Origin of the sequence: Paenibacillus sp. 453mf (assembly GCF_900116105.1) — a bacterium.
GTDB lineage: Bacteria > Bacillota > Bacilli > Paenibacillales > Paenibacillaceae > Paenibacillus > Paenibacillus provencensis.
This window is the reverse complement of record NZ_FPAC01000007.1, coordinates 167,161-187,861: the sequence shown is the minus strand read 5'-3', so window position 1 is coordinate 187,861 and position 20,701 is coordinate 167,161. Positions and strand designations below refer to the sequence as shown.

Genomic DNA, 20,701 nt, shown 5'->3' with positions numbered 1-20,701 from the left:
GGCCCGTTGGTCAAGGGGTTAAGACACCTCCCTTTCACGGAGGTAACAGGGGTTCGAATCCCCTACGGGTCACTTTAATTTGATTCTTCGATTGGGGATGAGAACCCATCAGGGTTCGTCGAAGCATTTACATCGTTAGAAATTGCATCGCAGTCTCGAACGATAGTGAGAGTATCCCCTACGGGTCACTTTCTTTTTACATAATGGAGACTTAGCTCAGCTGGGAGAGCATCTGCCTTACAAGCAGAGGGTCGGGGGTTCGATCCCCTCAGTCTCCATTCTTAATATCGCGGGGTGGAGCAGCTCGGTAGCTCGTCGGGCTCATAACCCGAAGGTCGCAGGTTCAAATCCTGCCCCCGCAATTGAATTACATGGAACTGTGGTGTAGAGGCCTAACATGCCTGCCTGTCACGCAGGAGATCGCGGGTTCGAATCCCGTCAGTTCCGCCATTTTAGTTATTATGTTATAATATGGCTCGGTAGCTCAGTCGGTAGAGCAGAGGACTGAAAATCCTCGTGTCGGCGGTTCGATTCCGTCCCGAGCCACCATTTACAACACCTTATGCCGGTGTAGCTCAACTGGTAGAGCAACTGACTTGTAATCAGTAGGTTGGGGGTTCAAGTCCTCTCGCCGGCACCACAGTTTCATATGGAGGATTAGCGAAGTGGCCAAACGCATCAGACTGTAAATCTGCTCCCGTAAGGGTTCGGTGGTTCGAATCCATCATCCTCCACCAGTTTCATAGGGGCATAGTTTAAAGGTAGAACAGCGGTCTCCAAAACCGTTAGTGTGGGTTCAATTCCTGCTGCCCCTGCCAATTACCTTATAATTTATATGGCGGTCGTGGCGAAGGGGTTAACGCACCGGATTGTGGCTCCGGCATTCGTGGGTTCAAGTCCCATCGATCGCCCCATTTATATTTATTGGGGATTAGCCAAGCGGTAAGGCAACGGACTTTGACTCCGTCACGCATAGGTTCGAATCCTATATCCCCAGCCAGTTTATACGCGGACGTGGCTCAGCGGTAGAGCATCGCCTTGCCAAGGCGAGGGTCGCGGGTTCGATTCCCGTCGTCCGCTCCATAATAAGGCGCCATAGCCAAGTGGTAAGGCACAGCTCTGCAAAAGCTTTATCCCCAGTTCGAATCTGGGTGGCGCCTCCATTTTTTTAAGCGGGAGTGGCGGAATCGGCAGACGCACAGGACTTAAAATCCTGCGGTAGGTGACTATCGTACCAGTTCAAGTCTGGTCTTCCGCATGTTAGACAATATGTGCCCTTAGCTCAGCTGGATAGAGCGTTTGACTACGAATCAAAAGGTCAGGAGTTCGAATCTCTTAGGGCACGCTTTAATTAAATAAGCCGGTGTGGCGGAATTGGCAGACGCGCGCGACTCAAAATCGTGAGGGAAACCGTGGGGGTTCGAGTCCCTTCACCGGCATACATAAGCGAGGAGTATTACTATTACAGTAATGCTCTTCGCTTTTTTGTGCTGCAATCATCCTTTCTATATGTAAGGAGTTCCGTCTACAAATAAGTGACTATAAATCAAGTTAAACCTTCAGGATATACGGATATTGTGATTTTAAATAGTGACAGAATAGGAGGTGATTTCGCCTCCTTATTCTTAGATTGCTTTCCTGTCTTCTCGGTATTTTCCAGGTGTGACGCCCTCAATTTTTCGGAAAGAGCGGATGAAGTTTTGTGAATTGTTATACCTCAGTTTGGTGGCGATGTCCTTAATGGATATATTCGACGTTGTAAGCCACTTTTTTGCCATATTAAATCGATAAATTGTCAGGTATTCGCTAAAAGAACAGCCGGTCTCTTTACGAAAAACGCTGCTAAGATAATTGGCATTGTAGTGAAGACGATGAGCACATTCCTCGAGCGTAAGATCGGTATCATAATAATTCTGTACAAGGTCGATGATCTTCTCGGAAATATGATGATACTGTGTATCCTGACGGCTGCGAAATACACCCACAACTGGATGGATCAGCTGGAACCAGAACCAATTACGGATCTCATCAACGGTGTCCAGCTTCAGAATATCTTCGAAGACGGAGCGTTTCTCATGATAGATTTGATGAACACTAATTCCAGACTCCTGCATGATCAGCAGAAGATTATTAAGCAGCCGAGTAATCGGTATTTGATACTCATGGGGGAGCAGCTCAAGATCGAAGATACTGTCAAGCAGCTGCTCAAATATATCTCGAGCCTTTCGCTCATCTGCCAGCTTGATGGCCTCTACCAGCTCATTCTCCAGCTGTGCCGGATAAGACAGATTAACATAGTGCTTACCATCATTTAAATCCTGATACTGGATGACGATGCCTTTGCCAAGCTTAATACGATGTCTGAGTGCCTCCAGTCCCTCCCGATAAGCCATAGAAACGCCGTGAAAAGATTCCACAGGAAGACTAATTCCAATGCTCACTGCTAGGTCAAGCACCTCATCAATATGATATTGAACATCTTCCGTTAAAGAATAGAGATAAGCATTAAATACGGTATCATTCGTTTCTTCACCACCGACAAGTAGGACGATGGTGTTATCTATGATCACCGGGGTGAGACGGTCCTTCTGTGAGACAAGCTCCTCCAGCATATTTTGCACGGCAAACAAAAGCAGCTCTAGATCCTTCTTCTCATAACGTGTTTGTTCTGTAAAATCAATCTGAATGGTTAAGACAGCCATCGTGCGCCATTCGTTGAGTTGTTTACCATAACCATACTGCTCAAGCTTATGAAGAAGCTCATTTGATTTGAACTGGCCTGTGAATACTTTTGTTAAATAGAAGGCTCTAACCTGCTGGATATGCTGATGCAGCTCCTTCTCAAGCCGGGACTTCGACTGAAACAAGTCAGAGACCTCAGCCCCGATATGCTCAAATTCGTTACGTTCAGGTCTAAGCCCAAGTTCATTCAGCAATCTCCGGATGGGTGAATAAATGCGTCTTGATCCAAGAAAGGCCATACCGACGGAAATAAGCAGCAGAGCCAGACACATCAGAAGTGTGTACGTTCCAATTTGTGAAGATTTTTGAGTTAGGCTCTGGATGGAGGTTGCAGACAAATAGGTCCAGTCATTCAGTTCAGAGCGGTAATAAGAAACGGCGTAATCCTGGCCCGACAGTTCGGTTGTGAACTGCCCTGACGGTTGATCAAGCCTGCCTTCAGCTAAGAGTCGACTTTCAGATAGGGGCTTGCCGATCAGGTTCTGATCATAATGAAATAAGATACGTTCATTGGAATCCAGAATAATAATGTCCTCGGTCGATTCGCCGTCCTTTTGAATAAAGTCCTTAAGCTCACAGGAGGGGATATTAGCGATCGCAAGTCCGGATTTCTCCATTCCGGTGGCCGGGAGTTTTTTGACTAAGCTGATATTGTACTTGCAGTTGGCACCGTCCGCATTCTCTTCGCTGTAGAACCACCTCGTCGGCGTAAGAGTCCACATCGAGTTATCTTTCATATTTTTGAGGTCTTGAATCTCATTGGCTAGGGGGTAATCATCGAACCGGTAGAGACCTGAATTTTTGATCATCCAGTTTTGGTCGAAATTGATGAGTACAACGTCATCGAGCTTGGTTTCAAACGACTGCATGTTACGGACTTCTGTGCGGAGATCATTATACGTTTTGAAATCGGTTACAAAAAGAGGGCTATGAAGAGAATTTTTAAGTACACTAGAGCTTACTACTTGATTAAGTGTGTGATTGACAGTCACGAGCTTTTGTTCTAAATTGGAATTAATTTGCAAAATAAGCTGCATCTTACTGTTGTTGACGTTCCGCTGTATTTCCTGAGTAGAGGTAACGTAAGCGAATACACCAATGAAAATGACAGGAATCGTGCTCAACAGGAGTACGAAGATGGTTATTTTGCTTAAAAAGCTCAAAGCGTTCCAGCGCATGGACATCACCTGTCTCGATTAGTAATTGAGGCTTCTTTATTTGATTATGCCTATTAATGGAAAATTCGGCAAGGGGGATGAGCTGTTATGATGATTCTTTTTAAGCGAAAAGCATGGGGGCTACGCATAATTGCGGCCGGAACAGGTCTATTATCCATTATGATCGTTAGTGCCTGCAGCAATGGACCCCTTAAGGCTGAACTTCGAATACCAGTGAAGGAGAAGCTTCCCGTATCGCTGATGGTTCCGCTTCATTTTCCTCATCCGCCGAGTGATGAAATCATGGATCGAATTGAGCAGCTAACACATACTGAGCTGGAGATCAATTGGGTCACAGACGGTATATACACAGATAAGCTTAATACGGCACTCACGACCAATTCAATGAAAAAAGTGACCTTTGTGAAGCATATCGATTATCCGTTTATCAAAAACGCCATACGAACGGATACATTCTGGGAGATCGGCCCGTATATCGAAGAGTTTCCCAATCTCAGATACCTTGATTCCGGTATACTTGAGCAGACGGCAGTGGATGGACGTATTTACGGATTGTACACAGAGAGACCCTCTTCAAGACAAGGCGTCATCATTCGAGAAGATTGGCTGGATCGGCTGGGACTCGAAACACCAAGAACATTGGACCAGCTGCACGAGGTTATGAGAGCGTTTACTTTTTTTGATCCGGACGGAAATGGAATGGATGATACGATAGGATTAGCAGATCGAAACGATTTGACTTATGGTGCCTTCAAGACACTGTCTTCTTATTTTGGAACACCAAATAACTGGCTGGTTAAAGGAAACACACTGATTCCTGAGTTTGAGACGCAGGCCTACATGGATACGATGAATTTTATGAAGAAGCTCGTTAAGGAAAAGCTGATCAACCAGGATTTTGCTGTCACTAGCAAAGATGTACAGAGAAATATGATCATTACGGGTAAGGCCGGCGTATATATTGGAAGCATGACAGATGTCCAGCGTTTGTATGATGAGACCAAGGTGCTGAATCCAGACGCAAGATTTACGCTCTCTAATCGGATTCAGGGACCGGCGGGATATAAAGTGTGGTCTATTCCGAATTATAACGGCGTTTTTTTATTTTCAAAGAAAGCCATTAAAACAGAGGAGGAGCTGAGGAAGATTCTTGGCTTTTTTGACAGAACGATGGATGAGGATGTGGCTAATTTAATGCGCTACGGTATTGAGGGCAAACACTACACTGTACAAGATGGCAAGGTGCTTCTGGATGAAGAAACCTCTATACTGCGGGTTAACGAAGTAAATCCGTTATACACATTAATGATTGCCGATCTCAGCAACCCTAATGTGATGCCGATTGCGCAGCAGGAAGCTTTAACCGCATTAGCAGAGGAATTAAGTATGGATAATGAGAAATTCTTGGTACAGGACCCGACTCTCCATCTGGAGTCCGATACGTATGCCGAAAAAAATGTGGAGCTGGAAACATTGATATCCGATGCAACCTATCATTATATTTTGGGGAATCTTGATCAAGAAGGCTTCGCCCGCGAGATTGAGCGTTGGAAGCAACTGGGCGGAGAAGATATTATTCAAGAATACACTTCTGCTTACTTCAAATAAAATAAAAAATAAATGTAGGGACCGTCCAATGGTGATTCGCAGGAATCTCATTTGGGCGGTTTTTTTCGATCCTTGAGAGCCAAATAGCTCTAGCTCTGGATAACCATGATAATCATTTGATTAGGTATCATAGGGGATAAGGCGATATGGTCAAATGATTGTATTCGACCCCTGTTCTCAAAATGTAATGTGAAGCATGTAAGCAAGTTATCCATCAATTTAATGGAGGTCATGACAAATATGAAAAAAAGAACATTCGCGATGCTTAGTCTATTGACGTCTTTTAGTATGGTCCTATCTGCCTGCGGAGGCGAAGGAGAGAGCGCTACGGGTACTCCTAGTGATCCTGGGGCGGCACAAGGCGGAAAGGAAGCATCCAATCAACCAGCAGAGATTACGATCATGCTTCCTCTGAACACAGCGGAAACTCCACCTGACACGATTAAAAATGAAGTGGAGAAGCTGACAAATACGAAGCTGACGTATCAATTTTTTCCGGCGGACACTTATGAAGAGAAATTAAATACATCCTTTGCTACAGGTTCATTGCCGGATGTAACTTATTTAAAGAATCAAGCCACATTCATTCAGATGAAGGAAGCGATTCGTGACGGACAATTCTGGGAAATCGGACCGTACTTAAGCGAGTTTGAAAATTTGAATAAACTAAAACCGCTCATTCTCGAAAACACAAAGGTGGATGGAAAGCTGTATTCCTTATACATCGGTCGGCCACTAGCAAGGCAGGGGCTCATCTATCGTAAGGATTGGGCAGATAAGCTGGGTATTGAGGCACCAACCAATGTTGATCAATTTTACTATATGTTGAAAGCGTTTAAGGAGCAGGATCCGGACGGAGATGGACAGGACAATACGATTGGACTGACAGACCGGAATGATTTGGTCTATGGTGCATTCAAGACCGTGGCTTCCTGGTACAAAGTTCCGAATAACTGGGGGGAGAAGGACGGACAGCTCCAGCCAGATTTCACATTCCCTGAGTATATGGAAACACTCGATTTCTTCAAGAAGCTTCACCAGGAAGGGCTGATCAATCAGGATTTTGCTGCCACGAGTAAAACTGACCAAGTTAACTTGTTCACGAGCGGCAAGGCAGGAGCTTATGTGGGGGCTATGTCTGATATTAACTCCCTTCACAAGGATCTGATCAAGAATGCGCCAGAGGCTGTGCTGGATGTAGAGAGCATGATTGCTGGACCGACTGGTGAAGCGGCAACCTGGGCTATTCCTGGATATAACAATGTCATTCTGTTCCCAACTTCCGCGATTAAGGATGAAGCAGAGCTAAAGCAGGTGTTAGCTTTCTTTGACAAGATGATGACTCCTGAAGTCGCCAATTTGATGTACTGGGGGCAGGAGGGCGTACATTATACCGTTGAGGACGGTAAGGCAAAAGCATCGGAGGATCAGGAAAAAACAGAACGTGAAGTTAAGGGGTACAAAGACAGTGTCATCGGGGAACCAGAAACGAATGGAATGTATGAGGGTTATCATGATCTGCCGGGCAGAATCCATGCAGAAGAGCTGACCGTAGCGAATGAGGAAATTGCCGTTCATGATCCTACTGCTGCACTTGACTCTGAGACGTATACGAACAAAGGCGTTGAGCTGCAAACGATTATCACGGATGCGACTTACAAGTATATCTATGGAACCTTAGACCAAGCAGGATTTGAAGCTGCCGTTGAGCAGTGGAAGCAGCAAGGCGGGGAGCAAATTATCCAAGAATTCAATGAGGCGTACGCGGCCAAGCAGTAAATGGGAGTCAGCCCTACAGCGATAAGCGTTTAAGTAACACAGAAAACATCCGAATGATGCTATATCCAGATGATCTAGTGCCGCCGGACACACCGGATAGAAAGGAAAGAGAGCTATGCAGGAAATCGCCGTTCCATCTGCAACAGCGCGTAAAAAGGAGAGCAGGCTGCGTAAAAGAATTTGGAAAAATAAATGGATTTACGTCATGCTGCTCCCAGGAATTCTCTATTTTCTTATATTTAAATATTTGCCGATGTATGGACTTATCATTTCATTTCAAGACTATAAGCCGTTCAAGGGGATACTCGGCAGTGAATGGGTAGGGTTTGAGCACTTTGCCCGTTTGTTCAACGAACCGGATTTTCTAAACATACTCACAAACACACTCATCTTGTTCGGGTTAAATCTGCTCTTCTATTTCCCAGTACCCATTATTCTTGCCCTTATGCTGAACGAGGTGCGGAACTCCTTCTTTAAGAAGACATTCCAAACACTCGTTTATCTGCCCCATTTCATGTCCTGGGTCATAATCGTGTCAATTGGCTATGTCATGCTGACGATGGACGGCGGAATTGTTAATGAGCTGCTCGTATATTTTGGCTTCGAAAAAATCAATTTTCTGCTCAGCACAGAGTGGTTCAGGCCAACGTATATCATTCAGGTTATCTGGCGTGAAGCAGGCTGGGGAACGATCGTTTACCTCGCTGCAATTGCCTCTGTCGATCCTCAGCTATATGAAGCAGCGAAAATGGACGGAGCAAATCGACTTCGTCAAATATGGCATATCACGCTTCCAGCTATTCGCAGTGTCATCATTATTCTGCTCATTCTGAAGATCGGCGATGTGCTTGAGCTTGGCTTCGAGCATGTATATCTCCTGCTGAACTCCATGAATCGGGAGGTTGCAGAGATTATTGACACTTATGTCTACACAGCTGCGATGAAGCAAGGACAATTCAGCTATAGTACAGCGATCGGCTTTTTTAAATCCTTTGTCGGATTAGTTCTTGTGATGATCGCCAATAAGCTGGCCAAAAAAATGGGTGAAGAGGGCGTTTACTAATCTCGTCGGGAGGAGAAAGAAAATGGTTGAAGACAGAACGCTGGGCGGTAAAATGTTCTCGTGTGTAAATTTTATTCTGCTTGCCGTCATTGCACTGGTTACTGTATTGCCATTTGTGCATGTGGTCGCTGGTTCATTCACGACGAGTGCTGAAATGGCAGCCAAGAAGTTTGTGCTCATCCCGACAGATTGGAGTCTGGATGCCTACACGTTTATTTTTTCAACAAATACCATCTTTCGAGCGATGCTCGTATCAATCGGAGTTACTGTTATCGGAACGTTGTTCAGTATGCTGATTACATCACTGATGGCATATGGACTTTCGAGACGGGATTTGGATGGTCGCAAAGTCATCATGTTTATGGTCGTCTTTACGATGCTGTTCAGCGGGGGGATGATCCCTACGTTTCTCGTCGTGAAGGAGCTTGGTTTAATTGATACGTATGCAGCTCTGATCTTGCCAAGCGCCATCAGTGCCTTTAATATGATCATTCTTAAGAATTTCTTTCAGAACATTCCGGAGGGTTTGGAGGAATCAGCGAAGATCGACGGTTCGAACGATTTTGGAATCCTGTTCCGTATCGTGCTCCCGTTGTCCATGCCGGCCATTGCGACCATTTCACTCTTCTATGCGGTTACGTATTGGAATACCTATATGAGCGCCATCCTCTACTTAAATGAAAGTAAAATGTGGCCGATTCAGGTGTTACTGCGTCAAATCGTAGTGCTCGCAAGTGGCATGGACTACAGCTCAGAGCTGGATTCCTCGGTTCCGCCGCCCGACCAGGCCGTGAAGATGGCGGTGATTGTGGTAGCGACACTACCTATCCTGCTGGTCTATCCATTCTTGCAGAAGCATTTCGCAAAAGGCGCTATGCTGGGCTCGATTAAGGGCTGAGCCAACTGAACAGGATTTCATTATCAAATTCCGCTCCTCTTCACAAGAGGGGCGGTTTTGTATTGTATTCATGCTTACGATGATGCCTGTACATATATGGTCTTGGCTTATCCCCGACCTGAGTCTAGGTTAAAAAACCGTCCCCGGTCCGTTTTGAAAAGAAGGGAATTCTCCTAAAATAAAGTCATAAGGAACACGAAGTAAAAACAAGAAACAAAACATGAAGCAAATCGTAAAGAAGTAATACAAACCAGAAGGCGGTGATAACAACATATGAGATACAGTAAAGGTAAGAGCTTAGCTATCATCCTGATCGTTGTGGGTGCCTTGATGCTATTCGGGGGATTTCTTCCCTTCCTTGGGGCATTAACTAGAGAAATTATGGGTTATCTGGTTCCAATCGCGATGATCGCTCTAGGATACTACGGTGTCAAGCGAGGCAACACATTAATTGGTTACATTATTCTTGTCATTGGTGTACTGGTTCTGATCAGCAAGCTGGCATGGTTAATTGGACCCCTCATTGCAATCGGGTTGATCGTATTTGGTATTTACATGCTCAAAGACAAAAGCAATCACAAAAGCAGACGTTACTAATCAATTGAACAGATGGAAAGGGAGGTCAGATTAAGAATGGGCGTATTTCGTCGAATGCGGGATATAACCGCAGCCACAATTAATGAACATTTGGAACAAAGTCAAGATCCGGTCAAGCTGATCGATCAATTTTTGATGGATACACGAAATGAGATTGGTGAGGTTGAGAAGCTTCACCAGCAATATTCCAGACATACCAGACAATTAAAGCAGCAGGTAGATGAGGCCTCAGCAATGATTGCCAAGAGAGAAGAGCAAGCTCTGCTGGCTCTCAAAGCAGAGGAAGATCATCTGGCGAAGCTCGCACTGCAGGAAAAAATGCTCTACGAGGAAAAGTACAAACAATATATTGGATTGTACGACCAGAGCAGAGACGCATTGACAGAGCTTGAGGAACAGCTTGACAATCTCAAGACTGAATATCAATCGGTATACAGCAAGCGTCAGTATTACTATGCGAGAATGCAGACGATACAGCTGCAGCAGCGAATGAATGAACGTTCTGGCCAATATGGCGGAAGACATGTTCCGGGAATGTTCAATCGTCTCGAGGACCGGGTGTCGGATCTTGAGTACGAAGCAAGAAGTCTTCGGGATCTGCGCCGCGGCGAGCAGACAAGAGAAACCAGCCAGTATTCCGTCTCTGATCTGTTGGAACGAGAGATGGCGAAGCTGAAGAAGAAGCTGGAGAACGGAGGAAAGGAGTAATTAGATGAGTAAATTATATCGATCAAGACGCGATAAGATGGTAACAGGGCTGCTCGGCGGGCTATCCGAAACACTCGGTATAGACTCTACACTAGCAAGACTAATATTCGTAGTCAGCATCTTTTTTACAGGCGGCGTAATGATCTTCCTCTATTTCATTGCTGCGCTTGTCGTACCCAAGGAATATATACCACCTTATGACCCTTACGGCCCCGGCCCAGGTTCAGGTGCAGCCGGATATTATGGAAAAGGCGGCGAATATGCGAACCAAGGCGGGTTTGCCTCCTATAAAGAACCGCAGAGAGACCGATTCAGCAGCAATCGTTATCAGAGTTCAAACGGTTTTGAGCCAAAGCAAGATGATCTCGACTCCATGATGGGAGACATTGAGAAAAAAGCATTAAAGAAAGAAGTAGAAGAGCTGCGCCAAAAACTATCGAAGTATGAGAAGGGAGATTTATAAAATGGGAGTATTTAAAAGAATTAAGGATATGACAAAAGCATCGGTAAATGAAGTTCTGGACAAAGTAGAAGATCCAATTGTAATGCTGAACCAATATATTCGTGATATGGAAGCAGAAATTCGTGAGGCAGAAGTCACTGTTGCGAAACAAATGGCGAACGAGCGCCGTATGAAGCATCGTTTGGAAGAAGCAGAACGTCTTGGTGCACAGCGTGAATCACAGGCTGAGTCAGCACTTGTAAACGGACAGGAAGAAGTTGCACGCAAGCTGCTTGAAGAGAAGATCTATTATGATCAAAAGGTAGAGGAATACAAGAACTTCCATGTGGAAGCAGAGACTCAAGCAAAAGAGCTTGTGCAGCAGCTTCATGACATGAAGGATGAGTTCTACAAAATGCGTAACAAACGCAATGAGCTAGTATCCCGTGCACAAATGGCCAAAGCCAAAAAACAAATGAACCAAATCAACAGTGTCCACACGATCGAAAGCGGCAATGCATCTCTTGGATTCCATCGTATGGAAGAGAAAATTATGCAGCTTGAAGCAGAAGCAGACGTAATGCGTGCTCCATACCGAAGCAGCAACACGAATAATCCGGTAGAAACGGAGAAACAATTCAAAGTAAACGAGCAGTTGGAAGCACTGAAGAGCAAGCTGAACGGTAAAGCCTCTTCTGGAGAAGCACCAAAAGAATAAGCTATTCAAGTTAGCATGAAGTTATGATAGAATCAAGCAGTAGGTTTGACTAGGGTGAATAGAGCCATACGGGAGCGATATTGTTCCGTATGGCCTTTTTTAAGATGATAGACCCGGTTCAATTGCAGCAATGCGATATTCAAATTACATAATCAGCCGGATTGACCAGCTCAAGGTTCGGTTGAAAATTGACATGAGGGGGTGCGACAGATGAGTAACAGAAAGCAGTTTTTTGCAATACTGGCGATAGGGATCGGACTGCTGATGCTGCTTGGGGATTTTATCAGCTTCTTTACGATTGTCGCACTTCTCTTATTAATCTATGGTTACTTTAAATTCCAATCGGGCAATGCAAAAAAAGGACGCACTTATCTGGGAGTCGGTGCTGCCATTCTCATTCTTGACAATTTAATATTTGTCGTAGGTGTAACCCTTATTTCACTCGGTGTGTTCTATTGGAAGGGGCGAAAAGTCCAGCCGAGAGAGGGATACATCATCAATCAAAATTTTATGTCCAATTTTGCTTGGGATGAGGAGCCTTGGATGCTTCGGAACACATCGATCTGGCATGTCATCGGTGAAGTGGATGCCGACTTATCGCTGGCCATTCCGGAGACGAAGGAAACCGTTGTTTATTTGCAGGGAGTGATGGGAGATATTGATTTATCGATCCCAGAGGATTATGGTGTAGAAATCGAGGCATTTGTACTACTAGGCAAGCAGCAGTTCGGAAATGATCAAAAAGGTGGAGCGATGAATCGGCTTGTATATCGAACGCCGGGTTATGAGAACAGTGAATATAAAGCGAAGTTTGTCATTTCCTATTTAATTGGCGACCTTAACGTACGATTAACGTAATACTCAACAGGAGGGAGGACTCCCTGTGCAATCCAATAAAACAAAAAATATGGTTACGCGTAGTATGGGACAGGGCATATTGCTTGCACTGCTGCTGGGTCTGATCACCTTTTATATATTTTACTCCTATGGATACTTGATGCCGTTTGATGAGTGGGATCATTGGTTTCAGGCCGGAGCCACCCTTGTATTACTGTTAATTGGACTCGGTGCGATTTATGGATTCTTCCAAATGTATAGAACCAAAGTGCAGCTAGAGAGACTGCGGGAAACATTGCTGCAGTGGGAGAAGGGGAGTGTAACGAGGGCCGTACCGGAGCTTGGATATGACGAAGTCGGCAGAATTGGAGAGCAGCTGGGCCGGATCAGCAAGAAGTGGGAAGAGCAGGTCAGCTCGCTTCAACGACTCTCCACCCATAATGCTCAGCTGGCTGAACAAGCAAGAGTGTCTGCCATTGTAGAGGAAAGACAGCGTTTAGCCAGAGAGCTGCATGATGCGGTATCCCAGCAGCTGTTCGCCATATCCATGACAGCTACAGCGGTAGGGCGTACGCTTGAGAAGGATTTTGACAGGGCCCAGCGTCAGGTGGCATTGATCGAGGAAATGGCCTCTGTTGCCCAATCCGAGATGAGGGCTTTGCTGCTGCATTTGCGTCCCGTATATCTGGAAGGCAAGCATCTGGAGCAAGGACTCAGGGAGCTTGTGAGAGAGCTTCAGTCCAAAGTGCCTATGGAAATTCTGTTTGAGATGGATGAAGGAATACAGCTAGTTAAAGGGATAGAAAACCATCTATTCCGTATTATTCAGGAAGCCATGTCCAACGCCCTCCGGCATTCCAAGGCGGAAAAAATCGAGATTCGAATCCAACGCAAAGATAAAGCAATACGGGTCATTATCCGGGATGACGGCGAAGGCTTTGAATTGGATGACAAGAAGCAGGCTTCGTATGGGTTGTCCAATATGCAGGAGCGTGTAAATGAGATTGGCGGCTCGATCGTATGGATTACGGCTCCGGGCAAAGGAACCCGAATCGAAATAACGGTGCCGGTCATGGAGGAAGAAAGCGAGGGAGCATAGTATTATGGAAGATGAAAGTATGGAAGTTGCCATTAAGGTTCTGCTGGTTGATGACCATGAAATGGTGCGGATTGGACTGGCGGCTGTACTGGATACAGAGGAAGGGATCGAGGTTGTCGGTGAAGCAGGAAGCGGAGAGGAAGGCATTCGTCTTGCTCAGGAGTACCATCCTGATGTCGTTCTGATGGATCTGGTTATGGAAGGAATGGATGGGATCGAAACGACCAAGCAGGTGTTAAAAATGCAGCCGGAATGCAAAGTTATCGTACTTACCAGCTATCTGGATGATGAGAAGATGTATCCCGTCATCGAAGCTGGAGCATTTAGCTACTTACTTAAAACTTCACGCGCTTCCGAGATTGCGGATGCGATTCGCGCTGCTGCCCGTGGTCAGTCTGTTCTTGAGTCTCAGGTAGCCTCCAAGATGATGAATCGCTTCCGCCAGCCGCAAGAGCAGGCCAAGGCGCATGAAGCCCTCACCGAACGTGAGATGGATGTACTAAGACTGCTCGCACAAGGCAAATCGAATCAGGATATTGCGGACACGCTGATTATCGGTATTAAAACTGTAAAGTTTCATGTGACGAACATTCTCGCAAAGCTGGGGGTGGATGATCGTACGCAAGCTGCGATCTATGCTTATAAGAATGGCCTGGCTGAATAAGAATGAACGATTCCCAAAATTCAAATAAACGGTGCGTATCAATGTAAGGCCCCGAGACTCTGTATAGAAGAGCCGGGGCTTTTTATTACTTGTATAGAAGGGTTAGATGAGGAAGAGTAAAGCGAGGAACGAGAGACCAAGAGCCCAATCGTAGCCATAGCCGTAAGGATAGAAGGCTTTAACTACGGCCTGCTTCTTTAATTTCTTCTTTTTTTTCTTCGGCTGCTCGGCTTGTTTGCTCTCGAGCACACTCGATTTGTAAGCACGGCAGGATCTATATTTGCCTTTGCGTTCATCGGTTAGAAAAATATGGGTTTCATTACAGCCGTGCAGTCTGCCTACAAACCGTCTGCCATCTTTCATGACAGCACAGACCATTTTTCCGCAATGCTGGCTTATGTTTTCCGGGGATAACGGACGTACAGGATACATATAATTCACCTCAATCGTAAATATAGTATTAGAGAGAATGAACTTAAAGCAGGTGCGAAGGAGTCTCCATTCTGTCTAACTTATAAGTATTCTCATAAAGTTGAACAGGTATAGACCTTTAACCAAGCCCTGTATGATAGATGAGCAATTATTTCAGAAGCTGGTTATAAGAATAAGCAGATACCTATAATAGAAGGAGATAAGGATTTCAAGACATAGCTTCGCAAGCTCAGCTATGCTAAAATGTCAGCAGCATCCAGAGGAACGGCGTATTTATTCTAAATAAAAACTATTCGATAGGGAAAGAAGGAGCCATGGCGAACAATCAAAAGGTCGAGACAATGCAGGCGTCGAGTGCGGTATTTTTCATTTTTGGAGCTACGGGCGATCTTGCCCGGCGCAAGTTGTTTCCAGCGATCTACAGTCTTTACAGGGAAGGTAAGCTGTCCGATCACTTTGCAGTGATCGGTCTGGCAAGAAGTCAGCGCACACGTGAGCAGTTCAGAGAAGATGTACTGTCCTCGATAGAGGAGTTTTGCCGCTATAAGCCAAGCGATGGGAAGCATGAGGAGTGGGCTGAATTTGTACGGCATTTTGAATATAAAACTTTAGATATTAATCATATCGATGGGTTTCGTGAGCTGAATGCCTTCACAGAGGAGGTGGAAAATGAATTTTCCACTCCCGGCAATCGTCTGTTTTACTTGGCGCTGGCTCCTGAGTTGTTTGGAAGGGTGTCTTCCCATCTTAAAGAAGGCGGGCTGCTGGAAAGTGCAGGCTGGCACAGATTAGTCATTGAGAAGCCTTTTGGCTATGATTTGGGCTCGGCGAAGCAGCTGAATGAGCAAATTCGTGAAGTATTCCGTGAGGAAGAGATTTACCGGATTGATCATTACTTGGGCAAAGAGATGGTACAGAACATAGAAGTGATCCGTTTCGGCAATGCTTTTTTTGAGCCGTTATGGAACAACAAGCATATCTCCAATATACAAATTACGCTTGGTGAGACGGTCGGAGTTGAAGAACGCGGAGGATACTATGACCAGGCCGGCGCCCTACGTGATATGGGACAGAACCATATGCTGCAGATGCTTACGATGATTGCCATGGAGCCGCCAAGCCGGCTTGTGCCAGAAGATATCCGGGATGAGAAGGTGAAGGTGCTTCGCTCCTTACGGGCGTTCGCTTCAAGTGAGGATGTGAGCGCCAATGTCGTTCGCGGCCAATATACAGAAGGTGATGTGAAGGGTATACATCTGCCCGGTTATCGCCAGGAGGATAAAGTAGATCCCGATTCCAATACAGAAACGTATTTTGCAGCGAGAGTATTTGTGGATAACTTCCGGTGGGCAGGTGTGCCCTTCTATATTCGTACAGGTAAGCGACTGCCCGTGAAGACGACAGAAGTGGTTGTGGAGTTCAAATCCATGCCGAATAATGTGTATCTTGGCCAAAAATATAAGCTTGAGCCTAACCTTCTGGTCATTCGTGTAAATCCTATGGAGGGTATTTACATCAAGATCAATGCCAAGAAGCCAGGCACAGATTCTGAGATTGAGCCGCTGGCGATGGATTTTTGCCAGAGCTGTATGATTGGAATTAACTCCCCGGAAGCTTATGAACGGCTAATTCATGATGCGGCAGAAGGAGACTCAACCTATTTTACAAGATGGGATGAAGTTGCAACGGCATGGTCCTTCGTAGATCATATTGCAGCCGTATGGCAAGAACAGCCGGAGAGTCTGGCATATTATCCTGCAGGCAGCTGGGGGCCGTCTGCAGCGCATAACCTGCTGGAGCAAGACGGGCATCACTGGTGGCCGGTCAACGGACAGGATGAAGACAACGTCATCTGGATTAAGAACAAATAAGGATAAATAAACGAATGGAATAGTGACATTAATGATACAAAGCAGAGACCTCTCAATAATCCCGGGGACTCTGCTTTTTTAGGTGATGTAAAATATACAGGTAAAAATAAATAACAAATGTGGTACAATAGGAGAGTTGAGCCATTTAGACGAATAGGCTCTATGGTAAGATAACGACAGAGAGTAGGTGACACCCTTGTGAGTCCATTGCAGCAAATGGTAATACAGGTTTCAATAGAGGGATGATTCACAATGTGCTGTTCGAAATATAATCTGTTTTGAGTGAATTATAGGAATACTATATATTTTAAAATATAAAGTTTGATGAATACATGAGTATGAGAGGGATTAATGAATATGAGCAAAACCACGAATATTTTGCAGGAGGAGGTCGACAAACGCAGGACGTTTGCGATCATCTCTCACCCGGATGCCGGGAAGACGACGCTTACTGAGAAACTGCTGTTATTTGGAGGTGCAATTCGCCTTGCAGGTACAGTAAAGGCTCGGAAGGCAAGCAAGCATGCGACAAGTGACTGGATGGAGATTGAGAAGCAGCGGGGGATTTCTGTAACATCCTCTGTAATGCAGTTTGATTATTTGGATCATCGTATCAATATTCTAGATACACCGGGTCACCAGGACTTCAGTGAGGATACTTATCGTACACTTACTGCAGCAGATAGTGCGGTCATGCTGATTGACGTGGCGAAGGGTGTCGAAGCACAGACGATTAAATTGTTCCAGGTATGTGCGAAGCGGGGAATACCGATTTTTACATTTATCAACAAGCTGGACCGTGAAGGGCAAAGCCCATTTGACTTGATGGAGGAGCTGGAGCGTGTTCTTGGTATTCGTTCGGTACCGATGAACTGGCCAATTGGTATGGGCCGGGATCTCTGTGGTGTATATGACCGGATGAAAAATCAGGTAGAGCTGTTCCAAGGCGACGATCACTCCAAGATTAAGGTGCAAAAAGTGGATAGCTATGAGGATCCGGTGATTCGTGAGATGGCCGGTGAATTTTTGCATGATCAATTAAAGCAGGAGCTTGAGCTTCTGGATGTAGCGGGTGATCCGTTTGATCTGGAGAAGGTGCTGAAGGGAGAGCTTACACCTGTATTTTTCGGCAGTGCGGTCAATAACTTTGGTGTTCAAACCTTCCTTGAGAACTTCCTGGAGCTGGCGCCGAAGCCAGAATCACGCAAAAGTACGGAAGGCGTGGTTGAACCGACGAATGAGAAATTCAGCGGATATGTCTTCAAGATTCAGGCGAATATGAATCCGGCACACCGTGACCGTGTTGCATTCCTGAGAATTGTATCGGGTAAATTTGAACGAGGCATGAGTGTTAAGCATGTTCGGGTAGGTAAGGAGATTAAGCTCTCTCAGCCGCAGCAGTTTCTGGCTCAGGATCGTGACATCGTACAAGAGGCCTATCCAGGCGATATTATTGGTCTATTTGATCCGGGGATTTTCCGAATTGGAGATTCCTTAAGCCAAGGCGGTGAAGTCGTCTTTGACGAGCTTCCGACATTCTCACCAGAGATTTTCTCGAAGGTAACAGCCAAGAACGCCTTGAAGCATAAGCAGTATCAGAAAGGCATTGATCAGCTGACAGAGGAAGGGACGATTCAAGTATTCCGTACAGCGAGCTTTGACGAGACGATTCTTGGAGTCGTCGGACAGCTTCAATTTGAAGTGTTCGAGCATCGCATGAAAGCAGAGTACGGTGTTGAAGTACAGCTGCAGCGCATGCCCTATCAATTTGCCCGCTGGATTGTTGACGACAAGATCGATCCAAGCAAATTCCGGATTAACTCGACCCTTGTTAAAGATAAAAAGGACAATTACGTTGTCCTCTTTGAAAATGAATATGCGATGAGAACAGCAATTGAGAAGAACCCGACTGCTAAATTCCTGGAGACTGCACCGTAAGGCTGGTACGAAATAAAGGAATTGGCATCATATACCAAAGAAATCCCTCCGTCCGGAAAAGGACGGGGGATTTTTTTTGCAGTTCCAAGGCTATGGATAGATCGTTCCTAGGTTAAAGGAACTGGCTTGACTGTCTTCAGATGTTCTTGCAGTACCTGAATCAGTTCATCCTGCTTCCCTTTCGGCAAATCCTTCCATATCATTTCAAACAGGGTTCCGAGACCCGGCAGAGCTGCTTCAGGTCCATCAACCGATCCCTCAATCATCTCTCTGATATCCTTGTCCGGCTTGCCATGTACCTTGTGAACAATCGCTTGGCGTAAATCCAGTACGATAGACATGTGTTTGTCCCTCCAACTGTAGTCTTTTCCTGCATGTATACTGTACCCTGAGACGAGCGTATAAATTCAAGTTTTCCATTCATTGTGCTATACTACTTAGGATGAATTAGTTGACAGCATTTATAATAATGAAGAATCCGAATCAATTTCACACCTTTTTAATGAGTTACGAAATTGATTCATCTATAGAATGATTTTCTTATACCTAAGATGATATGGAGGTACCATATTATGGCCAAAAAACAATATGCCGTGATCGGCATGGGCCGCTTTGGATCGAGTGTAGCTTATGCACTTAGCGAAATGGGTTTTGACGTTCTGGCAATTGATCGGGATGAGCACAGAATTCAGGACATATCAAACGTAGTGACACATGCCGTGTCCGCAGATTGTACGGATGAGGAAGCGCTCAGAGCGCTAGGCATTCGAAACTTCGATGTGGTGGTCGTTGCGATAGGTGAAGATATCCAGGCGAGTATATTAACGACGCTGATCTTGAAGGATATGGGAATTCAGTATTTGATCGTGAAGGCCAAATCCGAGCTCCATGGCAAGGTGTTATCCAAGATTGGTGCGGATAAAGTGGTTTATCCGGAACGGGATATGGGAATGCGGGTCGCACATCATCTGGCATCGCCTAACATTTTGGATTATATTGAGCTGTCAGAGGAGTATAGTATTCTGGAAATGAAAGCTTCGTCAAATATTATTGGAAAAAATTTAGTACAGCTCAACATTCGTGCCCGTTATGGCTGTAACGTAATTGCGATTCGCAAAGGCACTGAAATGAATATTTCACCGGATGCTGACTATGAATTACAACCCGAGGATGTGCTTATTATTGTGGGGCACAAGGATGATTTAACCAAGCTAGAGCTTGCCTATTCGAGATAGAGAAGGATTGAAGTCAAATGGAAATCGTTTCGGTACATAATCCGAGAGTGAAGGAATGGGCGCAGCTGCTCGACAAAAAGTATCGAACCCGGCACAACAAATACATCATTGAAGGAATTCATTTGGTTCAAGAGGCGCTAAATTATGATGCTGATATCGAATGCATTGCTTATGATATGGATAAAGGAATACCGGGAGAGCTAACAGGCTTTGCTGATTCACAAGGGCATGCGGAGTGGGTTCCTGTATCTACTGCCGTCATTGAAAAGTGCACCGATACCGTGACACCGCAGCCGGTGTTTGCGATTGTTAGAAAAGATGCTGCCGGGCTAAATGAGTTCTTAGACAAGAAGGACAGCTTGATTATCGTACTGGATCGGCTTCAGGACCCAGGCAATGTTGGTACAATTATCCGCAGTGCAGATGCAGCCGGGGCAGACGGCGTGATTGTAGGCCGTGGGAGCGCCGATGTATATAATCCCAAAACGATACGCTCCACGATGGGATCCTTTTTTCATTTGCCTGTTGTTGAAGCAGATCTGGCCGAAGTGCTTCCAAAAGCCAAAACGGAAGGAGTTACACTCGTCAGTACGTCGCTTGCTGCGGAGAACTCCTGCTATGATTATGATTTTAGAGGAGCAAAATGGCTCGTGATCGGTAATGAAGGCAGTGGGGTCTCCGAGGAGGTAAGCCGTCTTGTGGACGATGCCATTATTATTCCAAGTCCAGGGCAGGCTGAATCACTGAATGCGGCGATGGCTGCTACAATACTCATGTTTGAAGCGATGAGACAGCGGCATTACTCCGCTTGAACTGCGTATAGGTGAATTAAATATGACAAAAGACATCGGTATGGCAGCGAGACCTTTGGATAACAAAGGGACGTTGCCAT

The 20,701-nt window shown here is 45.5% G+C and carries 18 protein-coding genes and 15 tRNA genes; 30 read left to right on the top strand and 3 right to left on the bottom strand.

Annotation, left to right across the window (positions count from 1 at the left end):
* The 15 genes from BM415_RS21685 (at window position 1) to BM415_RS21615 (ending at window position 1,439) form a co-directional block, all read left to right on the top strand.
* Window positions 1–72: transfer RNA gene (locus BM415_RS21685), tRNA-Glu, on the top strand.
* Between the two features lie 133 nt (window positions 73–205).
* Window positions 206–278, top strand: a tRNA-Val gene (locus BM415_RS21680).
* A gap of 10 nt (window positions 279–288) precedes the next feature.
* A tRNA-Met gene (locus BM415_RS21675) sits at window positions 289–362 on the top strand.
* A gap of 11 nt (window positions 363–373) precedes the next feature.
* Window positions 374–450: transfer RNA gene (locus tag BM415_RS21670), tRNA-Asp, on the top strand.
* A gap of 23 nt (window positions 451–473) precedes the next feature.
* Window positions 474–549: transfer RNA gene (locus BM415_RS21665), tRNA-Phe, on the top strand.
* A gap of 15 nt (window positions 550–564) precedes the next feature.
* Window positions 565–640 (top strand) — tRNA-Thr (locus BM415_RS21660).
* An 11-nt stretch (window positions 641–651) separates the two neighbouring features.
* Window positions 652–737: transfer RNA gene (locus BM415_RS21655), tRNA-Tyr, on the top strand.
* Window positions 738–744: 7 nt separating this feature from the next.
* A tRNA-Trp gene (locus tag BM415_RS21650) sits at window positions 745–818 on the top strand.
* A gap of 20 nt (window positions 819–838) precedes the next feature.
* Window positions 839–914, top strand: a tRNA-His gene (locus tag BM415_RS21645).
* An 11-nt stretch (window positions 915–925) separates the two neighbouring features.
* A tRNA-Gln gene (locus tag BM415_RS21640) sits at window positions 926–1,000 on the top strand.
* Window positions 1,001–1,008: 8 nt separating this feature from the next.
* Window positions 1,009–1,083, top strand: a tRNA-Gly gene (locus BM415_RS21635).
* A 6-nt stretch (window positions 1,084–1,089) separates the two neighbouring features.
* A tRNA-Cys gene (locus BM415_RS21630) sits at window positions 1,090–1,163 on the top strand.
* 9 nt (window positions 1,164–1,172) lie between these two features.
* Window positions 1,173–1,258, top strand: a tRNA-Leu gene (locus tag BM415_RS21625).
* 13 nt (window positions 1,259–1,271) lie between these two features.
* A tRNA-Arg gene (locus tag BM415_RS21620) sits at window positions 1,272–1,345 on the top strand.
* A 14-nt stretch (window positions 1,346–1,359) separates the two neighbouring features.
* Window positions 1,360–1,439: transfer RNA gene (locus BM415_RS21615), tRNA-Leu, on the top strand.
* 186 nt (window positions 1,440–1,625) lie between these two features.
* Here the strand turns inward: BM415_RS21615 and BM415_RS21610 are convergent.
* A complete protein-coding gene (locus BM415_RS21610; RefSeq protein WP_091161256.1) occupies window positions 1,626–3,920 on the bottom strand; it encodes a helix-turn-helix domain-containing protein in 2,295 nt (764 codons plus the stop codon).
* Between the two features lie 87 nt (window positions 3,921–4,007).
* On the opposite strand from BM415_RS21610, the gene BM415_RS21605 reads away from it, so the two are divergent.
* The 11 genes from BM415_RS21605 (at window position 4,008) to BM415_RS21555 (ending at window position 14,333) form a co-directional block, all read left to right on the top strand.
* Window positions 4,008–5,528: an extracellular solute-binding protein gene (locus BM415_RS21605; protein WP_244533647.1), complete on the top strand. Its 1,521-nt coding sequence runs from the start codon at window positions 4,008–4,010 to the stop codon at window positions 5,526–5,528.
* Between the two features lie 240 nt (window positions 5,529–5,768).
* Window positions 5,769–7,307 (top strand): extracellular solute-binding protein, encoded by a 1,539-nt coding sequence (locus BM415_RS21600; protein ID WP_091161254.1) that lies wholly within the window; start codon window positions 5,769–5,771, stop codon window positions 7,305–7,307.
* Window positions 7,308–7,422: 115 nt separating this feature from the next.
* Window positions 7,423–8,370: an ABC transporter permease gene (locus tag BM415_RS21595; protein WP_091161253.1), complete on the top strand. Its 948-nt coding sequence runs from the start codon at window positions 7,423–7,425 to the stop codon at window positions 8,368–8,370.
* A 22-nt stretch (window positions 8,371–8,392) separates the two neighbouring features.
* On the top strand, window positions 8,393–9,268 hold the full coding sequence (locus BM415_RS21590; protein ID WP_091161251.1) for a carbohydrate ABC transporter permease: 876 nt from the start codon (window positions 8,393–8,395) through the stop codon (window positions 9,266–9,268).
* Window positions 9,269–9,541: 273 nt separating this feature from the next.
* Complete coding sequence (locus tag BM415_RS21585) at window positions 9,542–9,865, top strand: hypothetical protein (protein WP_091161249.1); 324 nt, start codon at window positions 9,542–9,544, stop codon at window positions 9,863–9,865.
* 36 nt (window positions 9,866–9,901) lie between these two features.
* The gene (locus BM415_RS21580) at window positions 9,902–10,573 is read left to right on the top strand and encodes a PspA/IM30 family protein (protein WP_091161248.1); all 672 of its coding nucleotides are present in this window, start codon (window positions 9,902–9,904) and stop codon (window positions 10,571–10,573) included.
* A 4-nt stretch (window positions 10,574–10,577) separates the two neighbouring features.
* Window positions 10,578–11,036 carry a PspC domain-containing protein gene (locus BM415_RS21575; protein WP_091161246.1) on the top strand — a complete coding sequence of 153 codons (459 nt, stop codon included), beginning with the start codon at window positions 10,578–10,580 and terminating at the stop codon, window positions 11,034–11,036.
* 1 nt (window position 11,037) lies between these two features.
* Window positions 11,038–11,733: a PspA/IM30 family protein gene (locus BM415_RS21570; RefSeq protein WP_091161245.1), complete on the top strand. Its 696-nt coding sequence runs from the start codon at window positions 11,038–11,040 to the stop codon at window positions 11,731–11,733.
* Window positions 11,734–11,943: 210 nt separating this feature from the next.
* On the top strand, window positions 11,944–12,591 hold the full coding sequence (liaF, locus tag BM415_RS21565) for a cell wall-active antibiotics response protein LiaF (RefSeq protein WP_091161243.1): 648 nt from the start codon (window positions 11,944–11,946) through the stop codon (window positions 12,589–12,591).
* A gap of 25 nt (window positions 12,592–12,616) precedes the next feature.
* The gene (locus BM415_RS21560; protein WP_091161242.1) at window positions 12,617–13,669 is read left to right on the top strand and encodes a sensor histidine kinase; all 1,053 of its coding nucleotides are present in this window, start codon (window positions 12,617–12,619) and stop codon (window positions 13,667–13,669) included.
* 19 nt (window positions 13,670–13,688) lie between these two features.
* Window positions 13,689–14,333 (top strand): response regulator transcription factor, encoded by a 645-nt coding sequence (locus tag BM415_RS21555; RefSeq protein ID WP_091161270.1) that lies wholly within the window; start codon window positions 13,689–13,691, stop codon window positions 14,331–14,333.
* Window positions 14,334–14,435: 102 nt separating this feature from the next.
* Here BM415_RS21555 and BM415_RS21550 read toward each other — a convergent pair whose 3' ends face one another.
* The gene (locus BM415_RS21550; protein WP_091161240.1) at window positions 14,436–14,765 is read right to left on the bottom strand and encodes a hypothetical protein; all 330 of its coding nucleotides are present in this window, start codon (window positions 14,763–14,765) and stop codon (window positions 14,436–14,438) included.
* A gap of 314 nt (window positions 14,766–15,079) precedes the next feature.
* Between BM415_RS21550 and zwf the strand changes: the two genes are divergently transcribed.
* Together zwf and BM415_RS21540 are read left to right on the top strand one after the other, a co-directional pair.
* Window positions 15,080–16,636 (top strand): glucose-6-phosphate dehydrogenase, encoded by a 1,557-nt coding sequence (zwf, locus tag BM415_RS21545; protein WP_091161239.1) that lies wholly within the window; start codon window positions 15,080–15,082, stop codon window positions 16,634–16,636.
* 357 nt (window positions 16,637–16,993) lie between these two features.
* Window positions 16,994–18,574, top strand: a complete 1,581-nt coding sequence (locus tag BM415_RS21540) for a peptide chain release factor 3 (protein WP_091161237.1) — start codon at window positions 16,994–16,996, stop codon at window positions 18,572–18,574.
* A 107-nt stretch (window positions 18,575–18,681) separates the two neighbouring features.
* Here the strand turns inward: BM415_RS21540 and sspI are convergent, their stop codons facing one another.
* Window positions 18,682–18,915 (bottom strand): small acid-soluble spore protein SspI, encoded by a 234-nt coding sequence (sspI, locus tag BM415_RS21535; protein ID WP_091161235.1) that lies wholly within the window; start codon window positions 18,913–18,915, stop codon window positions 18,682–18,684.
* Between the two features lie 231 nt (window positions 18,916–19,146).
* Here sspI and BM415_RS21530 point away from each other — a divergent pair, with 231 nt between their 5' ends.
* Together BM415_RS21530 and BM415_RS21525 are read left to right on the top strand one after the other, a co-directional pair.
* Entirely contained in the window at window positions 19,147–19,809 is a 663-nt protein-coding gene (locus BM415_RS21530) for a potassium channel family protein (RefSeq protein ID WP_091161233.1), read from the top strand.
* A gap of 17 nt (window positions 19,810–19,826) precedes the next feature.
* Window positions 19,827–20,621: a TrmH family RNA methyltransferase gene (locus BM415_RS21525; RefSeq protein ID WP_091161232.1), complete on the top strand. Its 795-nt coding sequence runs from the start codon at window positions 19,827–19,829 to the stop codon at window positions 20,619–20,621.
* Window positions 20,622–20,701 lie beyond the last annotated feature (80 nt).